This is a genomic window from Microvirga guangxiensis (assembly GCF_900102135.1).
Classification (GTDB): domain Bacteria; phylum Pseudomonadota; class Alphaproteobacteria; order Rhizobiales; family Beijerinckiaceae; genus Microvirga; species Microvirga guangxiensis.
The window spans coordinates 19,404-40,613 of the sequence record NZ_FMVJ01000005.1; the positions used below are offsets into that span (position 1 = coordinate 19,404).

Below are 21,210 nucleotides of genomic sequence, written 5' to 3' on the forward strand. Positions count from 1 at the left end.
TTCGAGCATCACCTGTGAGCATGGATCACACCTCACCAGCCCTGCCACCGCTCGATGCCCTGCGCGCCTTCGAGGCCGCAGCCCGCCTCGGCAGCTTCTCGGCCGCCGCGAGCGACCTCCACCTCACGCATGGCGCCATCAGCCGGCAGGTGGCCAAACTCGAGCATTGGCTCGGCGAGAGGCTCTTCGACCGACGGGCCCGCGGCGTCGTGCTGACGCCCCAGGGGCAGCGCCTGCACCAGCGCACGAGCGAAGCTTTTGCGCTGATCGCCGACAGCTCCGACCGCTGGGTCGAGCGGCGCGGCGCGGCGATCGTACGCCTCACGACGATTCCTTCGATCAGCAGCTTGTGGCTGATGCCGCGCCTGAAGGCCTTTGAAAGCGGCAATCCGTCCCTGCGGATCGAGTTCGTGGTCGAGCATCGCAACACCGATCTCGAAGTGGAGGGTATCGATCTCGCCATCCGCTGCGGCCGCGGCAGCCTGCCGGGACGCGTTTCCGTGCGCTTGTTCGAGGAGCATTGCTTTCCGATCGCCTCGCCGGACCTGGCCGGTTCGCTCGGAACCGGGGCCCCGGAGCGGGTCCTGGAATACCCGCTCGTGCATGACTCGGACGCATCGGGATGGCGCGCCTGGTTTGCCGCCCAAGGAATGGACTACCGCCCCCGGCCCCAGGACCGCCGGTTCGAGGACTACAACCTCGTGCTCGATGCGGCAGCCCATGGTCTCGGTGTGGCACTGGCCCGTCCGCCGCTGGCCGGGGAGGCCCTGCGCAGCGGGCGCGTCGTTGCGGTTGATCGGCGGACGGCGCTCAATCCCGTCTCCTATTGGCTCGACAGACCCGCAAGCCGGTTGCGACCGTCCGCGGCGGAGCTGGCTCGAAGGATCATGGTGGAGGCGATGCTGTCCGATGCGATGGCAGAAACGTTCCTGAAAGCGTAGAGCCTCTCCGTACAGTGCCGGAAGCGTCCCTTGGCATCGCCGCCTGCCAAGATTCTCGCAATGAATGTATTCACGAACTGGGCCGCGCTGGCTACTTGCCGCGGTCGGCAAGCCACTTCTTCATCATCGCAATCTCACCTTCCTGGGCCTTGATCACCTCTTCGGCGAGTTTGCGGACCTCTGGATCATGGCCGTACTCGATCACGACTTTCGCCATGTCGATCGCGCCCTGATGGTGGGGGATCATGCCGCGCATGAAGTCGACGTCGGCATCGCCGGTGAACTCGACCATCATGCCCTTATGCATGCTGTCGTTGGCGACGATGTAGGCTTTCGTCGACGGGCTATCGGATGCCGGCATCGAATGGCCTGACATATCGTGATTTTGCATGGGATCATCCGTGTTCGTTTGGCCCTGTGCGGTCGCGAGGCCGGCGCTGACGGCGACCGAACCTGCGACGGGGATCAGGGCGAGCTTGTTCATGATGTCGATCGAGTTCAGTTCGTGGTTGCCGGATAGCCGGCTTCCTCGAGAACCCTTTGAAGGGCCGCCGAGGTGGCGGTCGTTTCGACCCTGACGGTGCGTGCGGCGGGATTGGTCTCGATCCTGGCGTCGGGATCGACCGACTGGATCGCCTTGGTGACGGATTGGGCGCACCCGCCGCAGGTCATGCCCTCGATTCTGAGTTCCATGGGGATTCTCCTTGGTTTCGGTTTCAAGACGCTCAAGGTCGGGCTTCCAACCGTCGCAAGGTCAAGGGGAGCGGGAAGGGAAAATTTGCTATTGACCTTCCCGTTGCCGGAGGCCGCGTGCTGGGCGGGCCGATCCCGCCCTCCTGATCCTCGACGAGCCGACCAACTATCCGGACATCGAGGCTGTCGAGGCGGGAGTTCGGGCATATGACGGCGCGCTTCCGATCGTCAGCCGCGATGAAGCATTCCTCGCGGCCATCGGGATCTCACGCAGGGTGGATTTCCGCAAATCGCACACGCGAGGTTCAAGACGCTGCGGCTTGCTCACTCTGGCCATGTGACATGCATCCCGGGCTCCCGTTGACCGGATGCCCGGGATGGATCTGATGGATGCCGGATGGCTGTTCGTTGAACTCGGCGTGGAACCTCCTGGCGCCTGCGACGGTGGCGTGGCCACGGGACCCAGCCGCTCCGGTGAACGTGCTACGGACGAGTGGCTCTAGGCCGCTGGCGCGAGTTCCGGGGTGAAGAACACGTCCGCATGCAGATCCCGCGATTGCAGCCCTCGCCGTTGCAGCACCTGGCCCGTCGCTTCCACCATTGCCGGCGGCCCTGCCACGTAGGCTTTCCAGCCATCAAGGTCGGTCAGGTCCGACGCGATCGCATCGGCGACAAGGCCCGTGCGATGTGCCGTGGGGGCATCGGGTTCCGACAGGACCGGAATGAAGGTCAGGTTCGGATGGGTGGAACTCAACGCCGTGAACCATTCGACGAGATAGAGGTCGCGTTCCGACCGCGCCCCGAAGTACACATGGATGGGCTGTTCCAGTCCGGCGACCGCGGCAGCCGCCACGATCGACTTGATCGGGGCCAGCCCGGAGCCTCCCGCCACGCAGAGGATCGGGCCCGCATACCGTTCGCGCAGGTAGGCGCTCCCGAAGGGACCTTCGACCTGAACGACGTCCCCGATCCTCAGGCCCGACGTCATGCGCGTGCTGGTGATGCCGTCCGGCACCCGCCGGACGAGGAACTCGAGGTGTTCCGGTCCCGGCAGGCTGGCCATGGAGTAGTCCCGCGGCGGCGCTCCGGGGAGCGTGATCCTGGCGTATTGCCCCGGCGAGTACGTGAAGGGACCTCCGCTTTCGACCGCAAGCCGAATGTGCCTGATGTCATGGGTGGCGGTCGATGTGGAGACGACCCGGCAGAGAAGGTTCCGACGCGGATGCTCCGGCGGCACCTCGTCCTGACCCGGCAGCAGGATCGATCCGCTCGTGCGGGGCACGGCCCTGCATGCGAGGATGTAGCCGTCCTGGCGCTCGGCGTCGGACAGGGCAAACCGCGTGTGTGCCAGCATCTCCACTTCGCCTTCGACCAGGCGCGTCTTGCATGCACCGCATCGTCCGGATCGGCAGCCGTGCGGATAGTCGATGCCGGAAGCGAGCGCGGCATCAAGGATCGTTTGGTCCGCCTGGACCTGGATGACACGGTTCGTGCCGTGAACGGACATGAGGTGAGCCATTCTGTCCTCCTCAGCCCAGAACCGTCATCGTGAGTGCTTCGAAGATGGCTCTCTTCTGCTCCCCGAGCGGACCGGAGATGGCGTGTCCATCCACGACGGTGAGTGGATCGGACCGACGGGTCCCCGTCGGGTACGACAGTCGCTGCTCGTCGAACGGGATCCCCATCTGCTTCAACCACCCCTTCAACGGGTTGCAGTCGGAGCATTCCGGGGTCGTGTAGAGTGTTACCGCTGAATTCATTCGTGTCATGACAGGTGTTCCTCCGATCTAAGGAAGGTGTGGGGCTTCCAACGCTGGCAGGGTCAAGGTGGATGAACGATTTCCTCTGCAAGGTACTGCATGCGGTGGTGCACGGCGGATGGATCGGTTCCCGGACGGCGCGGACGCGCAATGTCCCTGCTTCATGGGTCCGGGCTGAAAGCGACCTCAACCCGCCCCGGCTCGAGTGGCAGGCGCGCTTCGGTCGATGGTGGCCACTTGAGGAGATCCGGGTAGCGATCGAGTCCCACATTCCGATGGCGATCCTGAAGCGGACCGGCCTGCGGGAGGCGAGATCGAACCGCTGGAAGCGAAGACCGATCCGCTCTCCGCAGACCTACGGAGAGCGGTTGGGGTCCAACACATCGTTCCAGACGCTGCGCCGATGGGTGTGCACGTCGCGATCCCTAGGCCTCGAGCGGCGCGGAGGACGGCGCACGCGTCCGCCTGCCGCTCGTGATCACGTAGAACACGGGGGTGAGCACCAGGCCGAACAGCGTGACGCCGATCATCCCGAAGAAGACGGCGACACCCATCGCCTGGCGCATCTCCGCGCCTGCCCCGGTCGCGAGCACCAGGGGGACCACGCCCATGACGAAGGCGAGCGAGGTCATCAGGATCGGACGCAGGCGGAGGCGGGCCGCTTCGATCGCAGCCTCGACGGGCGTCAGCCCTTCGCCTTCCTTCGCACGGGCGAACTCGACGATCAGGATCGCGTTCTTCGCCGCGAGGCCGACGAGGACCAGCAGCCCGATCTGCGTGAACACGTTGTTGTCCCCACCGGTCCACCAGATGCCCGCGATCGCCGAGAGCAGCGCCATCGGGGCGATCAGCAGCACCGCGAGCGGCAGGGTGAAGCTGTTGTACTGCACCGCCAGGATCAGGTAGGCGAGCACCACGGCCAGCGGGAACACCCAGAGACCCGCATTGCCCGCAAGCTTCTCTTGCAGCGTCAGGTCGGTCCACTCGAAGCTCATGCCCGGGGGAAGCGTCTCCGCCGCGATCCTTTCCATGGCCGCCACGGCCTCACCGGAGCTGTATCCCGGGGCGGGCATGCCGCTCACGTCGGCCGCGGGATAGCCGTTGTAGCGGATCATGCGATCGGGCCCCGCGGCATCCCGCGCCGAGACGAACGTCGACAGCGGGACGGTCCTGCCCTCGCCATTGCGCGCATGGAGTCGCTCGATGGCACTGGCGTCGCCGCGGAAGGGTGCGTCCGCCTGGACGGTGACCCGGTACGTGCGGCCCTGAAGGTTGAAGTCGTTGACGTAAAGCGAGCCGAGGTAGACCTGGAGCGCCTCGAATGCGGCGTCGATGGGCACCCCGTGCGACTTCGCCTTCTCGCGATCGAGCTCGAGCGCGACCTGGGGAGCGTTCACGCCGAAGCTGGTCATGAGGCCCGTCACGCCGGACGTCTGTCCCGCCTTGGCCATCAGGGCCTGCGTTGCCTGCGCGAGAGCCTGGGTGCCGTGGCCCGCCCTGTCCTCGACGAGCATCTTGAAGCCGCCGGTCGGTCCGAGGCCCGGAACAGGCGGGGGCGGGAACACGCCCACGAAGCCATCTCGGATGCCGAAGAGTTTTGCCTGAAGCCGGCCGGCAATGGCCGTTGCCGCCAGCTCCGGTGTCTGGCGCACGTCGAACGGATCGAGCATCGCGAAGAACACGGCCGCGTTGGGCAGGTTCACGAAGCCGTTGATGGACAGACCCGGGAAGGCAACGACGCTCTCGACGCCGTCTTCGGCCAGCGCGAGCTCGGAGACCTTGCGTGTGACCTCGTCGGTACGGTCGAGCGACGCTCCGGCGGGAAGCTGGACGATGCCCACCAGGTAGTACTTGTCCTGGGAGGGCACGAACCCGGCCGGTACGGCCGAAAAGCCCACCCAGGTCGCTCCGAGCAAGGCACCGTAGACGATGACGACCAAGCTCCCGAAGCGCACGGCCCGCCGCGTCAGGCCGGCATACCCGGCGGACGCCGCATCGAAGCCGCGGTTGAACAGGCGGAAGAACCAGCCCAGCGCGGTGTCGAGAAGCCGGGTCGGGAGGTCCGGCCGGGCATGGTGATCCCTCAGGAGCAGGGCAGCCAATGCCGGGCTCAACGTCAGCGAGTTGACGGCCGACAGCACGGTCGAGACGGCGATCGTGAGCGCGAACTGGCTGTAGAACTCCCCGGTGAGGCCGGACAGGAAGGCCGTCGGGACGAAGACGGCCGCCAGCACGGACGTGATCGCGATGATCGGTCCGGTCACCTCGGCCATGGCCCTGTGGGCCGCCTCGCGCGGCGTGGCGCCGAGCCGCATATGACGCTCGACGTTCTCCACGACGACGATCGCATCGTCCACCACGATGCCGATGGACAGCACCAGGCCGAACAGGGACAGCGTGTTGAGCGACGAACCCATCAGGTGCATGACGGCGAACGTGCCGACCAGGGAGACCGGCACCGCCACGAGGGGGATGATCGCGGCCCGCCAGCTCTGGAGGAACACGACGACCACCAGCACGACGAGGAGGACGGCCTCCGCCAACGTCTTCAGCACGGCCTCGATCGATGCCCTGACGAAGATCGTGGGGTCGTACGCGATCCGGTGCTCGACGCCTGCCGGGAAGGTGCCGGCGAGCTCTGCCATCCTCGACCTCACGCCGGCCGTCGTGTCGAGCGCGTTGGCACCGGGCTGCTGCACGATCTGGATCCCGACGGCGGGCTTGCCGTCGAGCAGGCTGCGGAGGGAGTAGGCGTCCGCGCCGAGTTCGATGCGCGCGACTTCGCCGAGACGCGTCACCCGGCCGTCGGCCGTCGTGCGCACGACGATGTCGGCGAATTCCTGCTCGGTGACCAGGCGCCCCCGGGCGGAGAGCGTCACCTGGAGCGGAGCCGCCGCATGGGGCGGCGCACCGAGCGAGCCGGCCGCCACGTCCGCGTTCTGCTCCCGGATCGCCTCGACGACGTCGCCCGCCGTGAGGCCGCGGGAGGCAATCCTCTCGGGATCGAGCCAGACCCTCATGGAATACTCGCCGGCCCCCCAGACCACGACGTCGCCGACGCCGGGCAGCCGCCGCAGCTCATCGCGGATGTTGAGCGTGGCGTAGTTGGACATGAAGAGCGTGTCCCGGCTCGCATCCGGCGAGACGAGATGGACCACCATCAGCATGTCCGGCGAGGTCTTCTGGGTGACGACGCCGATCCGTTGCACGGTCTGCGGCAGCCGCGGGATGGCCCGCGTGACCCGGTTCTGGACCTGGATCTGGGCGGTGTCCGGGTCGACCCCGTGCTCGAAGGTGAGGGTCAGCGAAAGGCTGCCGTCGACCGTCGACTGCGACGACATGTAGACAAGGCCGTCGGTGCCGTTCAGCTCCTGCTCGATGGGAGACGCCACCGTCTCGGCAATGGTCTCGGGGCTCGCGCCCGGATAGCTGGCCCGGACCATGACGGTGGGTGGCGTCACCGCCGGATACTCGCTCAGCGGGAGCCCGCCGAGGCTCATCGCCCCCGCGAGCAAGATCAGGACGGACAGGACCGTCGCGACGATCGGACGGTCGATGAAGTACGATGGGAACCTCATGGCTTCCCTCCTTCGGCCGATGCCGTGACGGAGGCGACCGGAGACACCTTCATGCCGGGCCCCGCAAGGCCTTTCAGGATGACCCGCTCGTTCGGCGCGAGACCGGAGAGCACGACGCGCTTGCCCGGCTCGGGTGTCGCCCCGAGAACCACCGGCCGTGCCTCGACGGTGTTGTCGTTGCCGACCACAAGCACCATGCGCCCGCCCGCACCGGCGGCCACGGCGCGCTCGTCGACGAGCAGGACATCGCGGGGCTCGCCCAGGTCCAGGCGGACACGGGCGAACAGGCCCGGGGCAAGGCGCCCGTGCGGGTTCGGCAGGACCGCCCTGACCCGCACCGTTCCGGTGGTGCGATCGACCGTGTTGTCGACGAAGTCGACCTGGCCGCGATGGGGCCTGTCGGCGTCGGTGGTGAGGCCGACCGCAACCCCTAGCCTTTCCTGCCGGGCGCGGTCGGGCCGATCGGCCAGGAATCCCAGGTAACGCGCCTCGTCCACGTCGAACGTGACCTTCACCCGGTCGACCGCGACGATGCCGGCCAGCACCGTACCGCCCGTGGATGCCGCCACGACATGGTTGCCTCGCGTCAGGGCGGTTGCCCCGATCCGGCCGCTGATCGGCGCCCGGACCTCGGTGAACGTGAGATCGAGCTTCGCTGCCGCGGCGGCCGCTTCCGCCGCGGCGACCTCGGCCGCAAGCGTCCCCTCGTGGGCGACCGCGGCCTCGAGCGCATCGCGGGAGGCCGCCGCCCTTTCCATGAGCTCAGTGGTTCTGGCGCGGCGGCTCTGGGCCAGCTTCGACTGCTCCCTCTTCTGCCGGAGGGCCGCCTCGGCCTGCTCCAGGGCGATCCGGTACGGCCGCGGATCGATGCGGAAGAGAAGGTCGCCTTCCTTGACATGATCGCCGTCGCGGAATGCGACCTCGTCGATCACGCCACCCACGCGTGCCCTGATCCCGACCGTTTCGAAGGCCTCGATCCGGCCCAGGAACTCCGCGGTGTCCGTGAGTTTCCGCGTCTCCGGACTGACGACCTCGACCTGTGGCGCGGGAGGAGCCGCCTGAGCCGGAGCCGCGCCTGGCGAGGACGGTACGAGTTGCGGGGCGATGGCCACGGAAGCACCTGCCGCGCCAGCCCCGATCAGGGTAAGCCAGATTGACCTCATCACTGTCTCTCCATTGGAAGGCCCGCCCCAGACCAAATTCGGCGGCATCTGACGGAGAGTGTCGCGCTTCCAACGATTGGAGGGTCAAGCGCTTGTTTGCAGTGTTCCACGGAGGTCGATTGTCGATCCCAGGGTGGGTATGATGGGCCTCATGACCTCAGTCGATTGGATTCCCGAGAGCGTCCGTAAATCCGCTATCCGGCGGACGCTCGAACCTGGCGAGATGCTGTTCTGCCGGGAGGATCGGCCTGATGGGCTTTATCTGCTGGAGCGAGGCGAGATCCGGCTCTCCGGGCCAAGACGCTGACCATCCTGGTCGCGCTCGTGGCCCTGGCGGTCACCATCTGGCCGGCCCGCCAGCTCGGCTCGGAGGTCATGCAGCGCATCGCCGTTCCCATGACCGGGGCATTATCTCCTCGACCCTGCTGACCTTGATCGTGAGCCCGGCGATCTACGGACTGGCCAACGGCAGGGAACTGCCGCGTGAGGCGGAGGCCTCGCGTCCCGAGGAAGCGGCCGGTGCAACGGTGATCAAGCCTGCTGCGGAGTGACGACGTGAGGAGGACGCCATCATGCATGACTTGATGGGCGGGGGGATGATGTGGGGCATGGGCCTATTCGGGCTCGTAACCCTCGTCGTGGTGCTCCTGGCGAACGCCGCGCTCGTCAAATACGTTTTCTTCCGATGAGAAGTACCATGATCCACAAGCCCCGTTGCCGAACCCAGGAGACTCACATGAGCAACGCATTCGCATGGACCGGCGGGCCTTCGCGGCCGGACTGGCAGGGGCCGTCCTCGCGAGGCCCCTGCGCGCCAGCGAAGGATTGCCGAAGGTGGTGGTCACCAAGGATCCGAGCTGCGGCTGCTGCTCCGGGTGGGCCGACCACCTCAAGCAGGCCGGCTTCCCGGTCGAGATCGTCGAGACCGCCGAGATCAGCCGTGTGAAGACGCGCCTCGGCGTGCCGCGGGCGCTGGCGTCCTGCCATACGGGCGAGGTGGGCGGCTCCGTGATCGAGGGGCACGTACCGGCCGGATCGATCAAGCGCCTGCTCGCTGAGAAGCCGCAGGCGGTCGGGCTGGCCGTTCCCGGGATGCCCGTCGGATCGCCCGGCATGGAGGTCGAGGGCATCGAGGCCGACACCTACGAGGTGGTCCTGTTCGGGCCGGCGGGCCCGCGCACCTTTGCGCGCTACCGCGGTGCCCAGGAGGCCTGACGAATTCCAGGCTGCCGTGAAGGCAGCGCGGGAGAAGAGGGATGGGTTTCTACAACGACCTTGTGCTGCCCCGCCTGCTCGATCACGCGATGCGGAACGAGGAACTCGTCGGCTATCGTCGCCGGATCGTCGGGGCGGCCCAGGGCCGGGTGCTGGAGGTCGGCATCGGCTCGGGCTTGAACCTGCCGTTGTACGGCCCTGGCGTGACGGAGATCATCGGCCTTGACCCATCGGGCCCGCTCATCGGAATGGCATCGCGTCGGGCGGGAGTGCATGACCGGGCCGTGTCATTTCTGACGGCCTCGGCCGAGGCGATCCCGCTCGACACGGGCAGCGCGGACGCGGTCGTGACCACCTGGACTATGTGCTCGATCCCGGATGCCAGGGCGGCCCTGGCCGAGATGCGGCGGGTGCTCCGGCCCGGCGGTGATCTCCTGTTCGTCGAGCATGGCCGGGCGCCGGATCACTGGGTGGTCCGCTTTCAGGATTGGCTCACGCCCGTGTGCAGGCCGCTTGCCGGGGCTGTCATCTCAACCGGCCGATGGCGGATCTCATCATGGGGGCCGGGTTCAGGATGCAAGTCGTGCGGACGGGCTACGCGCCCGGGCCGAAGCCCTTCACCTTCCTCTACGAAGGGCGCGCGACAGGCGCCTGAGCGGATGCTGCCGGGAGGGCAGCGCAAGAAGAGGTCGAAGACCCGGTTGGTTGGGGGCGAAGCCGTACCACTGATGTCAGCGACGCGCTCCGTTGAGCGCCTGAAGACAAGGAGGAACCCACGATGTTGACCACACTGCCACGCACTGCCGCCTTGGCCATGATGATTGCCGCCAGCACGACGGCCGCGGCCACGGCGCAAACCCCCTCGACCGATACGCACCATCCTGGCATGACGCTCGCGCAGGCGATGCTGCCGTCCGGTACGATGGGATCGGGCATGATGGGCCAGAGCGAAGGGGCACAGCCCGCTCAGTCCACCATGCCGCCCGCTCAGTCGGGCATGATGTGCGGCATGATGCAGCCTGGGATGATGGGCCAAGGAATGCAGGGAATGAGGGGGCGCGGCATGATGGGCATGACCGGACCTGCGCCGATGAAGATCTTCTTTGCCATTGCCGATGCCAACGGCGACGGCGGGCTTTCCTTCGACGAGGTGACGGCCATCCACAAGCGGATCTTCGACCGAGTCGACGCCAACAAGGACGGCAGGGCGACGCCCGAGGAAATCCAGGCCTTCATGCGGGAGTAGCCCTTGTCAGGGCACGTTGCCGCGGCGACGGGGACGAAGACCGCCTCGCCGCCGCGGCGCGGCTTATTCGGCCGCCTTGACTTCTTGGCGCATGGCTTCCGCAGCAAGGCGCTTGGCTTCGTTCCCGGCGGCCTCCATGCGCTCGCTGTAGCGGTCGGTGAGGTAGTCGGAACGGTCGCGGGTCAACAGCGTGAACTTCACCAGTTCCTCCATCACGTCGACCACGCGGTCGTAGTAGGACGACGGCTTCATCCGCCCGGCCTCGTCGAACTCCTGGAATGCCTTGGCGACCGAGGACTGGTTCGGGATCGTCACCATCCGCATCCAGCGCCCGAGCACCCGCAGTTGGTTGACGGCGTTGAAGGACTGGGAGCCGCCGGATACCTGCATCACGGCCAGCGTACGCCCCTGCGTCGGACGGATTGACCCGACGGCCAACGGGATCCAGTCGATCTGCGCCTTCATCACCGCACTCATGGCGCCATGCCGTTCCGGGCTGCACCAGACTTGGCCCTCGGACCACAGGGAGAGCTCCCGCAGCTCCTGCACCTTGGGATGATCGCTGGCTGTTGCATCCGGTAGCGGCAGGCCGCGTGGATCGAAGACGCGGGTCTCGGCGCCGAAGTGCTTCAGCAACTGCTCCGCCTCGAGCGTCAGGAAGCGGCTGTAGGAGCGCTCCCGCAACGACCCATAGAGGAGGAGGATACGGGGAGCGTGCGTGGACACCCATCGCGGCTCGAGCTTGCCGAGATCTGGCACGTCGAGGGCGGAGAAGTCGACGTTGGGAAGATCACTCACCAGGCTGGACTCCCTGCTTCGGGGTGGCAGCATTCATCCTGTTCCGCACGGCGCCGCGCTCGTACCAGCCCTGGCTGCGGTTCACGATCCAGACGACCGACAGCATAACGGGCACCTCGATCAGCACGCCGACGACCGTCGCCAGCGCTGCGCCGGAGTTGAACCCGAACAGGGAGATCGCGGCGGCGACTGCGAGCTCGAAGAAATTCGAGGCGCCGATGAGGGCCGAGGGGCCGGCGACGCAGTGCTGCTCGCCCGCGACACGATTGAGCAGGTAGGCCAGTCCGGAGTTGAAATAGACCTGGATCAGGATCGGCACCGCCAGCATGGCGATGATCAGCGGCTGGGCCAGGATCTGCTCGCCCTGGAAGCCGAACAAAAGCACCAGGGTGGCGAGCAGGGACACCAACGACAGCGGTTGGAGGATTCGCAGGAGCCCCGTCAATGCGGCCTCGCCACCGCTGGCCAACAGGCGCGAGCGCAGGAACTGGGCCAGAACCACGGGGATGACGATGTAGAGCACGACCGAGAGCAGCAGGGTGTCCCACGGCACCGTGATCGCCGACAGGCCGAGCAGCAGGCCCACAATCGGGGCAAAAGCCACCACCATGATCACGTCGTTGAGCGCCACCTGCGACAGGGTGAAGTGCGGCTCGCCCTTCGTCAGGTGGCTCCACACGAACACCATCGCTGTGCAGGGTGCCGCCGCCAGGATGATCAGGCCGGCGATGTACGAGTTGATCTGGTCCGCGGGTAGGTAGGGCTTGAACACGTAGCCGATGAAGAGCCAGCCGAGCGCCGCCATCGAGAACGGCTTGACGGCCCAGTTGATGAACAGGGTCACGCCGATGCCGCGCCAGTGCTCGCGCACCCTCCCGAGCGAGGCGAAGTCGATCTTGATCAGCATCGGGATGATCATGAGCCAGATCAGGGCCGCCACGGGCAGGTTGACCTTGGCGACCTCAAGCGCGCCGACGGCCTGGAAGAACCCGGGGAAGACATGGCCGAGGGCAATGCCGGCCACGATGCACAGGGCGACCCAAAGGGTCAGGTAGCGTTCGAAGATGGACATGCTGAATCCTTCAGGCGGTCGCCACGCGGCTTCCGTGCTCGTCGACGACCCGCTCGCCGTCCTCCTTGACGAACTCGCCCTGCTGCTGCGGCAGGAGGTCGAGGACGGCCTCGGACGGACGGCACAGGCGCACGCCCTTGGGCGTGACGACGATCGGGCGGTTGATCAGGATCGGGTGGGCCATCATGGCGTCGAGGAGCTGGTCGTCGGTCAGGGACGGGTCGTCGAGGCCGAGTTCCCGGTACGGGGTGCCCTTACCGCGGACGACGTCGCGGACCGGGACGCCCATCCGGTCGATGAGCTGGCGCAACAGGAGCCGGGTCGGCGGCGTCTTCAGGTACTCGATGACGTGCGGCTCGATCCCAGCGTTGCGGATCATGGCCAGGGTGTTGCGGGACGTGCCGCAGTCCGGGTTGTGGTAGATGATGACGTCCATGGCGGTAACCTCAGGCCGAGCGGCGGTCGAAGGGGAGAACGGTGCCGGAGGTGGCGCCCTCGAGGCGGCCGATCTCCCGCAGGTGATGGGTCAGCGAGACCTGGTCAAGGCTGTGCATGGGGAGGGCCAGGAAGGCCGAAATGCGGTTCTTGAGGTATTTGGCAGCCTGCACGAAGGCGCGTTCCTTTTCGATGTCGGTGCCCGTGACGGCGGCGGGATCCTCAATGCCCCAATGGGCTGTTGCCGGGTGGCCCAGCCAGACCGGGCAGGCTTCGCCCGCGGCGCTGTCGCAGACGGTGAAGATGAAGTCCATCACGGGCGCATCCGGTCCGGCGAACTCGTCCCAGCTCTTGGAGCGGAACCCGTCGGTCGGGTAGCCGAGACTGTCGAGCACCTTCAGGGCGAACGGATTGACCGTGCCCTTCGGCTGGCTGCCTGCGGAGAAGGCGTTGAAGCGGCCCGCGCCGTCCTTGCGCAGGATGCCCTCGGCCAGGACCGAGCGGGCGGTGTTGCCCGTGCACAGGAACAGCACGTTGTAGGGACGGTCAGCCATCGAGGGTCTCCTTCGGAGGGCAGCAGGGGGCAAGGGCATCGATCAGGGGAGCGCACAGGTCCGGGTGCCCGCCGCAGCAGTCCTTGAGCAGGAAGGTGACGACCTCGCGCAGGCGATCCAGGTCAGCGCGGTAGATGATGGAGCGGCTGCGGCGTTCGGAACGGACCAGCCCCGCCCGGGAGAGAATGCCGAGATGGCTCGACATGGTGTTGTGGGGGACGGCCAGCTCCCGGGCGACGTCGCCGGCCGGCAACCCGTCAGGTTCGTGGTGCACCAGCAGACGGAACACGTCGAGGCGCGTGGACTGGGCCAAGGCCGCAAGGGCCAGGATAACGTTGTCAGGTTCCATATGTCGAGATATATGGACACATTGAATCTTGTCAAGTCAATGAATCCGGAAGGCTTTGTCGATCAGCCGCGGGGGAGGTCGCCGGTTCCACCCGCCGATAATGCCCTCAATGGTCGCGTGACGTAGCCTGCTAAGAGGTGGCGGCCGCCGGGGGGGATCCGGGGTGATACGGGGATGAACACGCAGTTCCGGTCTACTTTAGAAGGATTCCGCCCCAAATGCGCAGTCCCCCGGTTGAAGCGGGGCCTCAGTTGGGATTTAGTTCTGGCAATTCCATGTTGTATTGTGGCTCCCAATGTCAGTTGTAGAAGAGGTTTCGGTCTTCCAGAGCAATCTGCCTCTTGAGACGAAGCTTGATCGGGCGAGGATGGAACTCCTGGATCTCTCAGCCCGGAACCGCCTCCTGAACATCCCGCGGTTTTCCAAGAGTGCGAAGACGATCGAGATCGTCGACGAGAAAACCTCCGAGATCTTTCGTTTGTTGGTGCGTGAGGGGAAGGCCTTCACCTTTGTCCCTGGGCGGGAGGATCGCGACGGGGTCGAGGACGAGGATGTGACCTCGGTTGAGCTGACCCAGCCGGAAGAGACGGGTGAGGTCGACGAGCGTGGGGTCTCGCGGCGGCACGCCGATACGAGGCTTCAGACGCGGATGACGCCAAAGGGACTTCAGAAGCGGCTGCTTGATCTCTACTACGATGCGCGGACGCTGGAGGAGGAGCAGGGCGTCAACATCCTCTTCCTAGCGTTGGGAACGCTGAAGTGGATCGATCCCAACAACAAGGACAACATCCGGTACGCTCCTCTGATCCTCCTTCCGGTCAGCCTCGATCGCGGCACGGCAGGCGAGAAGTTCCGCTTGAGGTGGCGCCAGGAGGATCCGGCCTCGAACCTGTCCCTCGAAGCCTACCTCGATCGGGTGCACGCCCTGAAGCTCCCGGAGTTCGAGCCAGGGGACGACTTCGACCCGGCAGCGTACATGGCCGAGGTCGCCGACGCGGTGTCGACAAAGCAGGAATGGTCGGTCAACCCGGATGAAGCCGTCCTCGGCTTCTTTTCCTTTGCCAAGTTCCTGATGTACCGGGACCTCGATCCCGAAAACTGGCCGGCGGACGGCAAGCTGACGGAGCAGCCCCTCATCCGCGGCCTGCTTGCGGACGGGTTCTCGGCGCGCGATGAGTTGCTCTCCGAGGACGTGAACATCGATGCTCACATCCCACCATCGGAGATGTTGCACATCGTCGACAGCGATGGCTCTCAGACGTTGGCCGTCCACGACGTGCGCAAGGGCCGCAACCTCGTCATCCAGGGACCGCCCGGGACCGGCAAGTCACAGACCATCGCGAACGCAATTGCCTCTGCCGTCGCGGACGGAAAGACGGTGCTCTTCGTCGCGGAGAAGATGGCCGCCCTGGAGGTCGTGAAGCGCCGCCTCGACCAAGCCGGTGTCGGCGACGCCTGCCTAGAACTCCACAGCAACAAGGCAAACAAGCGAGCCCTCCTTGAGGAACTGCGACGGACATGGGACCTTGGCTCGCCCCGGGGCGAGTTCCCCGGGTCGCTGACTGGCAGGCTGGTCGAGGCCCGGGATGTCCTGAATGGGCACGCCGCTCGATTGCACCGTCGCCACGCTCCCTCAGGGCTCAGCCCGTACCAGGTCCTCGGGCATCTCGTACGCTTGAGACAGGCGGGCCAGCGTCCCGTCGATCTGACGTTGGACGAACCGACGAAGTGGTCGCCGGACGATCTTGGCGAGCGCCGCCGCATCCTGCACGAGCTGGTTCAACGGATCGAGGACATCGGGTTGCCCGCGCGCCATCCATGGAACGGGGTCGGTCTCGACATGATCCTCCCGACCACGCTCGAGCGGCTGGTTCCCAGGATCGAAGGATTGAAGGCGCGGGTCGAAGCATTGCGGGTCGAACTCGGCGAACTTGCCCACACGCTGGAGCATGCAGATCCCAGCACTTTCGACGACATCGTGCCGCTTCGCGACTTGGCGGATAGACTGGCAGCCGCGCCGAGCCTATCCGCCGACGCACTTGCAGCAGCGGTATGGGTCGAACACGCAGATCGAATTCGAGGACTCGTGGCCCTCGGCTTCGATTTCGAACGGCAGGCGAAAGAGCTTGCAGCGTTCGTCTCCGCCGAGGCCCTCCAGACCTCGGTCGACGGCCTGGAGGAGCAACTCGCATGGCTCCCGCACGATTTTCCGGCTGGCGCATTCGACAGGGTTCGCACGTTGGCGGATCTGTTGCCGCGCCTGCGGGCCGATGCGGAGCGGCTGAAGCGGGAATTGGGAGCGACGGGCGAGGTCGACACCTTTGCCGCCGTTTCGCGTCTCGTATCGATGGGCGAGCGGGTTGCCGCCGCGCCGGACGCCAGTCCAGAGGCCTTCGCAGCCGCCGTGTGGGATCAAGGTGTCGACCAGGCCGGGGACCTTGCCGAGGCCGTTGAGGTGCTTGAGACCGTTCGTTCCCAGGTCGGTGATCGTCTCCTCGACGCAGCGTGGAATACCGATGTCGCCGCCGCGCGGCAGGCGCTCGCGATGCACACCGGGCTGTTCCGATACCTCAATGGCGAGTGGCGCAAGGCGAGGGCGCTGGTCCGGACGATCATCCGGGCGCCGGACGTACCAGCATCGGAACTGGTCGAATTGCTCGACCAGCTCATGAAGGGACAGGCCGCCGCGAAAGCAATCAAGGATGGCGATGCATTCGGCCGGTCGGCCTTCGGCGCTGATTGGCGTGGCGAGCGGTCGGCGTCCGCACCCTTGGGCGCCCTCGTTGCATGGATGAGGACATTGCGCGGTCTCGGCGCCGAGCCGCGGCTGATCGCAGGCCGGCTTGCGGAGCGGTCCGAGGTGCGGGAGCGCGCGGCACAGCTTCGGCGGGTGCTCGATGAGATTTCGCCCCTGCTGAGGTCACTCTGGTCGGATCTCGGCTCGATCGCCTCGGCAGCCTTCGACGGTGCGGCATCGATCGAGCACGCGAACCTCGGGCTCGCAGATGGTCGTGCGCGGGCGCTCGTGGCGGCCGACGACCTGAGCCGGGAGGTTCTGCGCACCGTACCCGAGCGCTTGCCCGAGCGCCTCCAGCTAATCCACAGGCTGTTTGCCTGGCAGCAAGTGGCTCGCGCGGTCAACGAGCAGGGTGACCTGGGACAGTCCGCGTTCGGGGAGGCATGGAATGGGCTCCCATCTGACTGGGAAAACTTGTCAGCCGCCGTCGACTGGATCGTGCGCCACGGAACCTTGCGCTTCCTCGCGGCACGGCTCCCTGGCCGACAGGCAGTCGCCGAGCGGGCGCATCGCGCCCAGGCGGATGCGGACGGCATCGCCTCCGACATCCTGGAACTCTTCTCCACCTTGAAGACCGACTCGACCGCGCTGTTCGGGAGCGCCTCCGACGGTGCCGTGCCCCTGTCGGGCCTGTCGGAACGCCTCGGGCTATGGCTCGCGAACACCGAACAGCTTTCCAAATGGGTGTCGTACCGCGAGCGCGCTGACCGCGGCCACTCGTTAGGCCTCGGCAACATCATCGACCACCTTGCGGACGGCAGGCTCGAGACTGCCGCGGCACACGCGACCTTCGAGATGGCGTACTACGAGGCGATGCTGGCGGAATTCGTCACGAAGGAGCCGGATCTCGGACGGTTTGACGGCAATCTACATGGCCGGCTTGCCCGGGAGTTCGCGAACCTCGATCGGGAGCGCATCAAGGCGGCAAGCCTGGAGGTCGTGCGAGCCCATCATCGCCGGATACCTTCGCGTGACGGTGGCGTTGGCCCCGTCGGGGTGCTCCGGGCGGAGATGGCGCGGCGGCGCGGCCACATGCCCATCCGCCAACTCATGCAGAGGGCCGGGCCCGCGATCCAGGCATTGAAGCCTGTCTTGATGATGAGCCCACTCTCGGTGGCGCAATTCCTGACGCCCGGACGCATGGCGTTCGACCTCCTCGTCATGGACGAGGCCAGTCAGATCCAGCCCGTCGACGCGCTCGGCGCCATCGCACGTTGCCGGCAAGTCGTTGTCGTCGGTGACGAGCGGCAGCTTCCGCCGACCAAGTTCTTCTCGAAGATGACGGGGGGGCAAGCTGAGGATGATGACGACGAGGGCGCCCAAGTCGCGGACATCGAGAGCATCCTCGGCCTGTTCTCAGCTCGGGGCCTTCCGCAGCGCATGCTTCGCTGGCACTACCGTAGCCGGCATCAGTCCCTCATCGCGGTCTCAAACAGCCAGTTCTACGAGAACAAGCTATTCATCGTGCCCAGCCCCTACACCCAGGAAGCCGGCATGGGATTGCGGTTCCACCACGTTCCCAACGGTGTGTTTGACTCCGGAGGCGCCGGGACGAATGTCATTGAGGCTCGGACCGTCGCCGAGGCGATCATTCGGCACGCGAAGACCTACCCTGGACTCTCCCTTGGCGTCGCAACCTTCTCGGTTTCCCAGCGCCGAGCCATCCAGGACGAGCTTGAGGTTCTCAGACGCCTCAATCCGGACACTGAGGACTTCTTCCACGCTCACCCGAGCGAGCCGTTCTTCGTCAAGAACCTCGAAAACGTGCAGGGTGACGAGCGCGACGTGATCATGATCTCGGTTGGCTACGCCAAGAATGCCCAAGGCTACATGGCCATGCGCTTCGGCCCGCTCGGTGCCGACGGCGGCGAGCGTCGACTAAACGTGCTCATCAGCCGCGCAAAGCGGCGCTGCGAGGTGTTCTCCTCCATAACGGACGAGGACATCGACCTTGAGCGCGCGAAGGGCAAGGGCGTCTTCGCGTTCAAGCTCTTCCTGCATTATGCTCGTACGGGACGTCTCTCGGTTGCACAGGCGAGCGGGCGAGAGGCGGACAGCGTCTTTGAGGAGCAGGTGGCGAGCGCGCTCCAGGAACGCGGCTATCAAGTTCATCCTCAGGTCGGCATCGCGGGCTTCTTCATCGATCTCGCCATCGCGGATCCGGAGCGACCCGGCAGATACCTCATCGGCATCGAGTGCGACGGCGCAGCCTACCACAGCTCGAGGTCAGCCCGGGATCGTGACAGACTGCGCCAGGCGGTTCTGGAGGATCACGGATGGATCATTCACCGGATCTGGAGCACTGACTGGTTCCAGCGGCCGCAGGAGCAGTTGGAGCGCACCATTGCGGCAATCGAGGCGGCCAAGGCCGAACTGGACGAACGTATCGAACTCGGCGCCCATCGGCATCGGGCGGTACCTGTCGAAGTCGTGACAGTCGAGAGGGCGGACGTCACCGAAATCGGTCTCGTAGACGTTGTGGAGGACGGACTCTCCGAGCGGCTCTACATCGAAGCCACGCCTTCCCGACCCGGCACCTACGAATTGCACGAGACACCTGTTGGCGTCATGGCCAGCTTGGTCGAGCAGGTCGTCAAGGTGGAGACACCCGTCCACTTCGATGAGGTGGTCGCTCGACTGAGAGGCGCCTGGAACCTGCAACGAGCCGGAGGAAGGATCCAATCCGCTGTCGAGGAAGGCGTCAAGCTAGCCGTCTCAAGGGGACAGATCGAGCGGTCGGGACCGTTCCTGATCTTCCCGCAAGCAGAGACAAGACTTCGGGACCGACGCAACGTGATGTCCCTGGGTCTGCGCAAGCCGGAGATGATTCCGCCAGGCGAGATCGCCATCGGGGTTGTCCAGGTCGTGACCACGAACCTAGGGGCAACCGATGATGAGGTCGCCCTGAGCGTTTCGCGCCTTCTCGGCTTCAAGGCAACCAGCGCACAGCTCAGGGGTGTCATCAGCCAAGTGGTTGATGGTCTTCTAGCTGAGGGACGTCTGATCCGGGATGGGGCGATGTTGACCGTGGGAGCTTCCGCATCGGACGGAGTGGCTGCGAGAGCCGCCGAGAAATCGGTACGCGGGTAAGTATCATGCGGAAAGGATCAGCAGGATCGAGAGCACTGGCGCTGTTCGTTGCTTTCGTCGGGGGCGGCACCAGCACCTCCCGCTGCCCCGATCCGAGGATACTTCGACCTTTCGGGCCATAAGCGGATTGGCCGGCTGGGGTGTCAGATTGACTGGAGCCGTTTGATTCATCCGACTAATGCCGGGGGTGTGAACAATGGGGACAAGTAGTGGCCTAGGTTGCTCAGCGGAACATTGAACCGCCATGGTTGACTCCCCTTCGGAGCACCACGGGTCCAACGTGAATTTCTCGTTTCTGCATGCCGCCGACCTTCACCTCGGCAGTCCTCTGCTCGGCCTTTCAGTCAAGGATCCGGAGATTGCACGGCGCTTCGCCACCGCTAGCCGGGAGGCATTTCGTGCCCTGATCGACCGGGCGATCAGCGCGAAGGTAGCTTTCGCCGTGATTGCAGGGGACATCTACGACGGCGAGTGGAAAGACAACACTGTTGGCCTGTTCTTCAATCGGGAGATCTCCCGACTGACCCGCGAAGGCGTTCCCGTCTATATCATCAAGGGCAACCACGATGCGGAAAGCGTCGTCACCAAGACGGTGCCGAAACCCGACGGCGTGACGGTCTTCGGCACCCGGAAGGCGGAAACCCACCGCATCGAGCACCTAAAGGTCGCTGTTCACGGCTGGAGCTACGAGGACCGCGCGACCGCGGCCGACTTCAGCCTCAGCTACCCGGCTGCGGTGCCAGGCTGGTTCAACATCGGTGTCCTGCATTCCTCCTGCGAGGGAAAGTCGGCTCACGCCACGTACGCTCCGTGCTCAGTCCAGGAGTTGTCCTCACACGAGTACCAGTACTGGGCGCTCGGTCACATCCATGAGCACAAGGTGCTCAGCCGAGACCCCTGGATTGTCTACCCGGGGAACCTACAAGGCAGGAGCGTCCGTGAATGCGGAGCCAAGGGCGCTGTGATCGTGGAGGTCAGGGACGGCGAGGTCCGCGCAGTCGAACGGGCGATCGTGGACAGCGCTAGGTGGGCTGCCATCACTGTCGATGTTTCGAGCCTTACTACAGAAACCGAAGTTACGGCTGCCGTCCGCAAGGAAGCGGAAAGCACCATTGCTGACCTCGGCGAACGCCTTCTTGCCCTGCGCGTCACGCTCACGGGGGAAACGTCCCTGCATGACCGTCTGCGGGCTGCGGCCAGCACGTTGCGCGATGAGGTGCAGGCGGTGCTCCATCACGTCCACGAGGATACATGGCTTGAGAAGCTTGAGGTCCGGACCTCGGCTCCACTGGAACCGCAGGAGAGAGCATTGGGCGGTCTTGACCCGATCGCGATGCTCGCAGGCCTCACGGATGACATCGAACTGCGTCAGTCTGCCGGCGAGATTGTCGGCACGTTGCTGGAGAAGCTTCCACAGTCGTTCTCGGAGGTTCCGGAACTGAACGATATCGACATGCTGATGGCCGAAGCACGCAGCCTCGTCGTGGCACGCGCCACGGCGGGAAAGGCGGTATGATCG

The 21,210-nt window shown here is 65.7% G+C and carries 18 protein-coding genes and 2 pseudogenes; 9 read left to right on the forward strand and 11 right to left on the reverse strand.

What is annotated here, in order from left to right; translation table 11 throughout:
* Positions 1-20: 20 nt before the first annotated feature.
* Positions 21-941 (forward strand): LysR substrate-binding domain-containing protein, encoded by a 921-nt coding sequence (locus BLP10_RS09015; protein ID WP_091133587.1) that lies wholly within the window; start codon positions 21-23, stop codon positions 939-941.
* Between the two features lie 91 nt (positions 942-1,032).
* On the opposite strand, the gene copM is transcribed toward BLP10_RS09015, so the two are convergent.
* Both copM and BLP10_RS09025 read right to left on the reverse strand, forming a co-directional pair.
* On the reverse strand, positions 1,033-1,425 hold the full coding sequence (gene copM / locus BLP10_RS09020) for a CopM family metallochaperone (protein ID WP_091133588.1): 393 nt from the start codon (positions 1,423-1,425) through the stop codon (positions 1,033-1,035).
* A gap of 14 nt (positions 1,426-1,439) precedes the next feature.
* Positions 1,440-1,634: a heavy-metal-associated domain-containing protein gene (locus BLP10_RS09025; RefSeq protein WP_091133590.1), complete on the reverse strand. Its 195-nt coding sequence runs from the start codon at positions 1,632-1,634 to the stop codon at positions 1,440-1,442.
* Positions 1,635-1,756: 122 nt separating this feature from the next.
* Here BLP10_RS09025 and BLP10_RS23510 point away from each other — a divergent pair.
* Together BLP10_RS23510 and BLP10_RS23840 are read left to right on the forward strand one after the other, a co-directional pair.
* Positions 1,757-1,975, forward strand: a pseudogene (locus BLP10_RS23510) (hypothetical protein); the annotation flags it as partial.
* Positions 1,976-2,011: 36 nt separating this feature from the next.
* Positions 2,012-2,137, forward strand: a complete 126-nt coding sequence (locus BLP10_RS23840; protein WP_280141095.1) for a hypothetical protein — start codon at positions 2,012-2,014, stop codon at positions 2,135-2,137.
* Here the strand turns inward: BLP10_RS23840 and BLP10_RS09035 are convergent.
* The 4 genes from BLP10_RS09035 to BLP10_RS09050 form a co-directional block, all read right to left on the reverse strand.
* Entirely contained in the window at positions 2,134-3,153 is a 1,020-nt protein-coding gene (locus tag BLP10_RS09035) for a 2Fe-2S iron-sulfur cluster-binding protein (protein ID WP_091133592.1), read from the reverse strand. The two genes, BLP10_RS23840 and BLP10_RS09035, sit on opposite strands and share 4 nt — an antisense overlap.
* Before the next feature lie 10 nt (positions 3,154-3,163).
* The gene (locus BLP10_RS09040) at positions 3,164-3,403 is read right to left on the reverse strand and encodes a glutaredoxin domain-containing protein (protein WP_091133593.1); all 240 of its coding nucleotides are present in this window, start codon (positions 3,401-3,403) and stop codon (positions 3,164-3,166) included.
* Between the two features lie 416 nt (positions 3,404-3,819).
* Complete coding sequence (locus BLP10_RS09045; protein ID WP_091133595.1) at positions 3,820-6,972, reverse strand: efflux RND transporter permease subunit; 3,153 nt, start codon at positions 6,970-6,972, stop codon at positions 3,820-3,822.
* Positions 6,969-8,135 carry an efflux RND transporter periplasmic adaptor subunit gene (locus tag BLP10_RS09050; RefSeq protein WP_175493846.1) on the reverse strand — a complete coding sequence of 389 codons (1,167 nt, stop codon included), beginning with the start codon at positions 8,133-8,135 and terminating at the stop codon, positions 6,969-6,971. The genes BLP10_RS09045 and BLP10_RS09050 overlap by 4 nt, the downstream gene beginning before the upstream one ends.
* A 151-nt stretch (positions 8,136-8,286) precedes the next feature.
* Here BLP10_RS09050 and BLP10_RS23145 point away from each other — a divergent pair, with 151 nt between their 5' ends.
* The 4 genes and pseudogenes from BLP10_RS23145 (at position 8,287) to BLP10_RS09075 (ending at position 10,596) form a co-directional block, all read left to right on the forward strand.
* Positions 8,287-8,442: a cyclic nucleotide-binding domain-containing protein gene (locus tag BLP10_RS23145; RefSeq protein ID WP_175493847.1), complete on the forward strand. Its 156-nt coding sequence runs from the start codon at positions 8,287-8,289 to the stop codon at positions 8,440-8,442.
* A 446-nt stretch (positions 8,443-8,888) separates the two neighbouring features.
* Positions 8,889-9,350 carry a DUF411 domain-containing protein gene (locus BLP10_RS09065; RefSeq protein WP_091133601.1) on the forward strand — a complete coding sequence of 154 codons (462 nt, stop codon included), beginning with the start codon at positions 8,889-8,891 and terminating at the stop codon, positions 9,348-9,350.
* Between the two features lie 41 nt (positions 9,351-9,391).
* A pseudogene (locus BLP10_RS09070) lies at positions 9,392-10,005 on the forward strand (class I SAM-dependent methyltransferase).
* Positions 10,006-10,128: 123 nt separating this feature from the next.
* Complete coding sequence (locus tag BLP10_RS09075) at positions 10,129-10,596, forward strand: EF-hand domain-containing protein (protein ID WP_091133603.1); 468 nt, start codon at positions 10,129-10,131, stop codon at positions 10,594-10,596.
* 63 nt (positions 10,597-10,659) lie between these two features.
* Here BLP10_RS09075 and arsH read toward each other — a convergent pair whose 3' ends face one another.
* From arsH to BLP10_RS09100, 5 genes are read right to left on the reverse strand one after another with little or no spacing between them, the layout of a single operon-like run.
* A complete protein-coding gene (arsH, locus tag BLP10_RS09080; protein WP_175493848.1) occupies positions 10,660-11,427 on the reverse strand; it encodes an arsenical resistance protein ArsH in 768 nt (255 codons plus the stop codon).
* Complete coding sequence (gene arsB / locus BLP10_RS09085) at positions 11,387-12,466, reverse strand: ACR3 family arsenite efflux transporter (RefSeq protein ID WP_091133605.1); 1,080 nt, start codon at positions 12,464-12,466, stop codon at positions 11,387-11,389. Before arsB ends, arsH begins: the two co-directional genes overlap by 41 nt.
* Before the next feature lie 10 nt (positions 12,467-12,476).
* Positions 12,477-12,902: an arsenate reductase (glutaredoxin) gene (gene arsC, locus BLP10_RS09090; protein ID WP_091133606.1), complete on the reverse strand. Its 426-nt coding sequence runs from the start codon at positions 12,900-12,902 to the stop codon at positions 12,477-12,479.
* Between the two features lie 10 nt (positions 12,903-12,912).
* Positions 12,913-13,455 (reverse strand): arsenate reductase ArsC, encoded by a 543-nt coding sequence (locus BLP10_RS09095; RefSeq protein ID WP_091133607.1) that lies wholly within the window; start codon positions 13,453-13,455, stop codon positions 12,913-12,915.
* Complete coding sequence (locus BLP10_RS09100; RefSeq protein ID WP_091133609.1) at positions 13,448-13,804, reverse strand: ArsR/SmtB family transcription factor; 357 nt, start codon at positions 13,802-13,804, stop codon at positions 13,448-13,450. Before BLP10_RS09100 ends, BLP10_RS09095 begins: the two co-directional genes overlap by 8 nt.
* A gap of 295 nt (positions 13,805-14,099) precedes the next feature.
* On the opposite strand from BLP10_RS09100, the gene BLP10_RS09105 reads away from it, so the two are divergent.
* Together BLP10_RS09105 and BLP10_RS09110 are read left to right on the forward strand one after the other, a co-directional pair.
* A complete protein-coding gene (locus tag BLP10_RS09105; protein ID WP_091133611.1) occupies positions 14,100-19,691 on the forward strand; it encodes a DUF3320 domain-containing protein in 5,592 nt (1,863 codons plus the stop codon).
* Between the two features lie 244 nt (positions 19,692-19,935).
* On the forward strand, positions 19,936-21,207 hold the full coding sequence (locus BLP10_RS09110) for a metallophosphoesterase family protein (protein WP_091133614.1): 1,272 nt from the start codon (positions 19,936-19,938) through the stop codon (positions 21,205-21,207).
* Positions 21,208-21,210 lie beyond the last annotated feature (3 nt).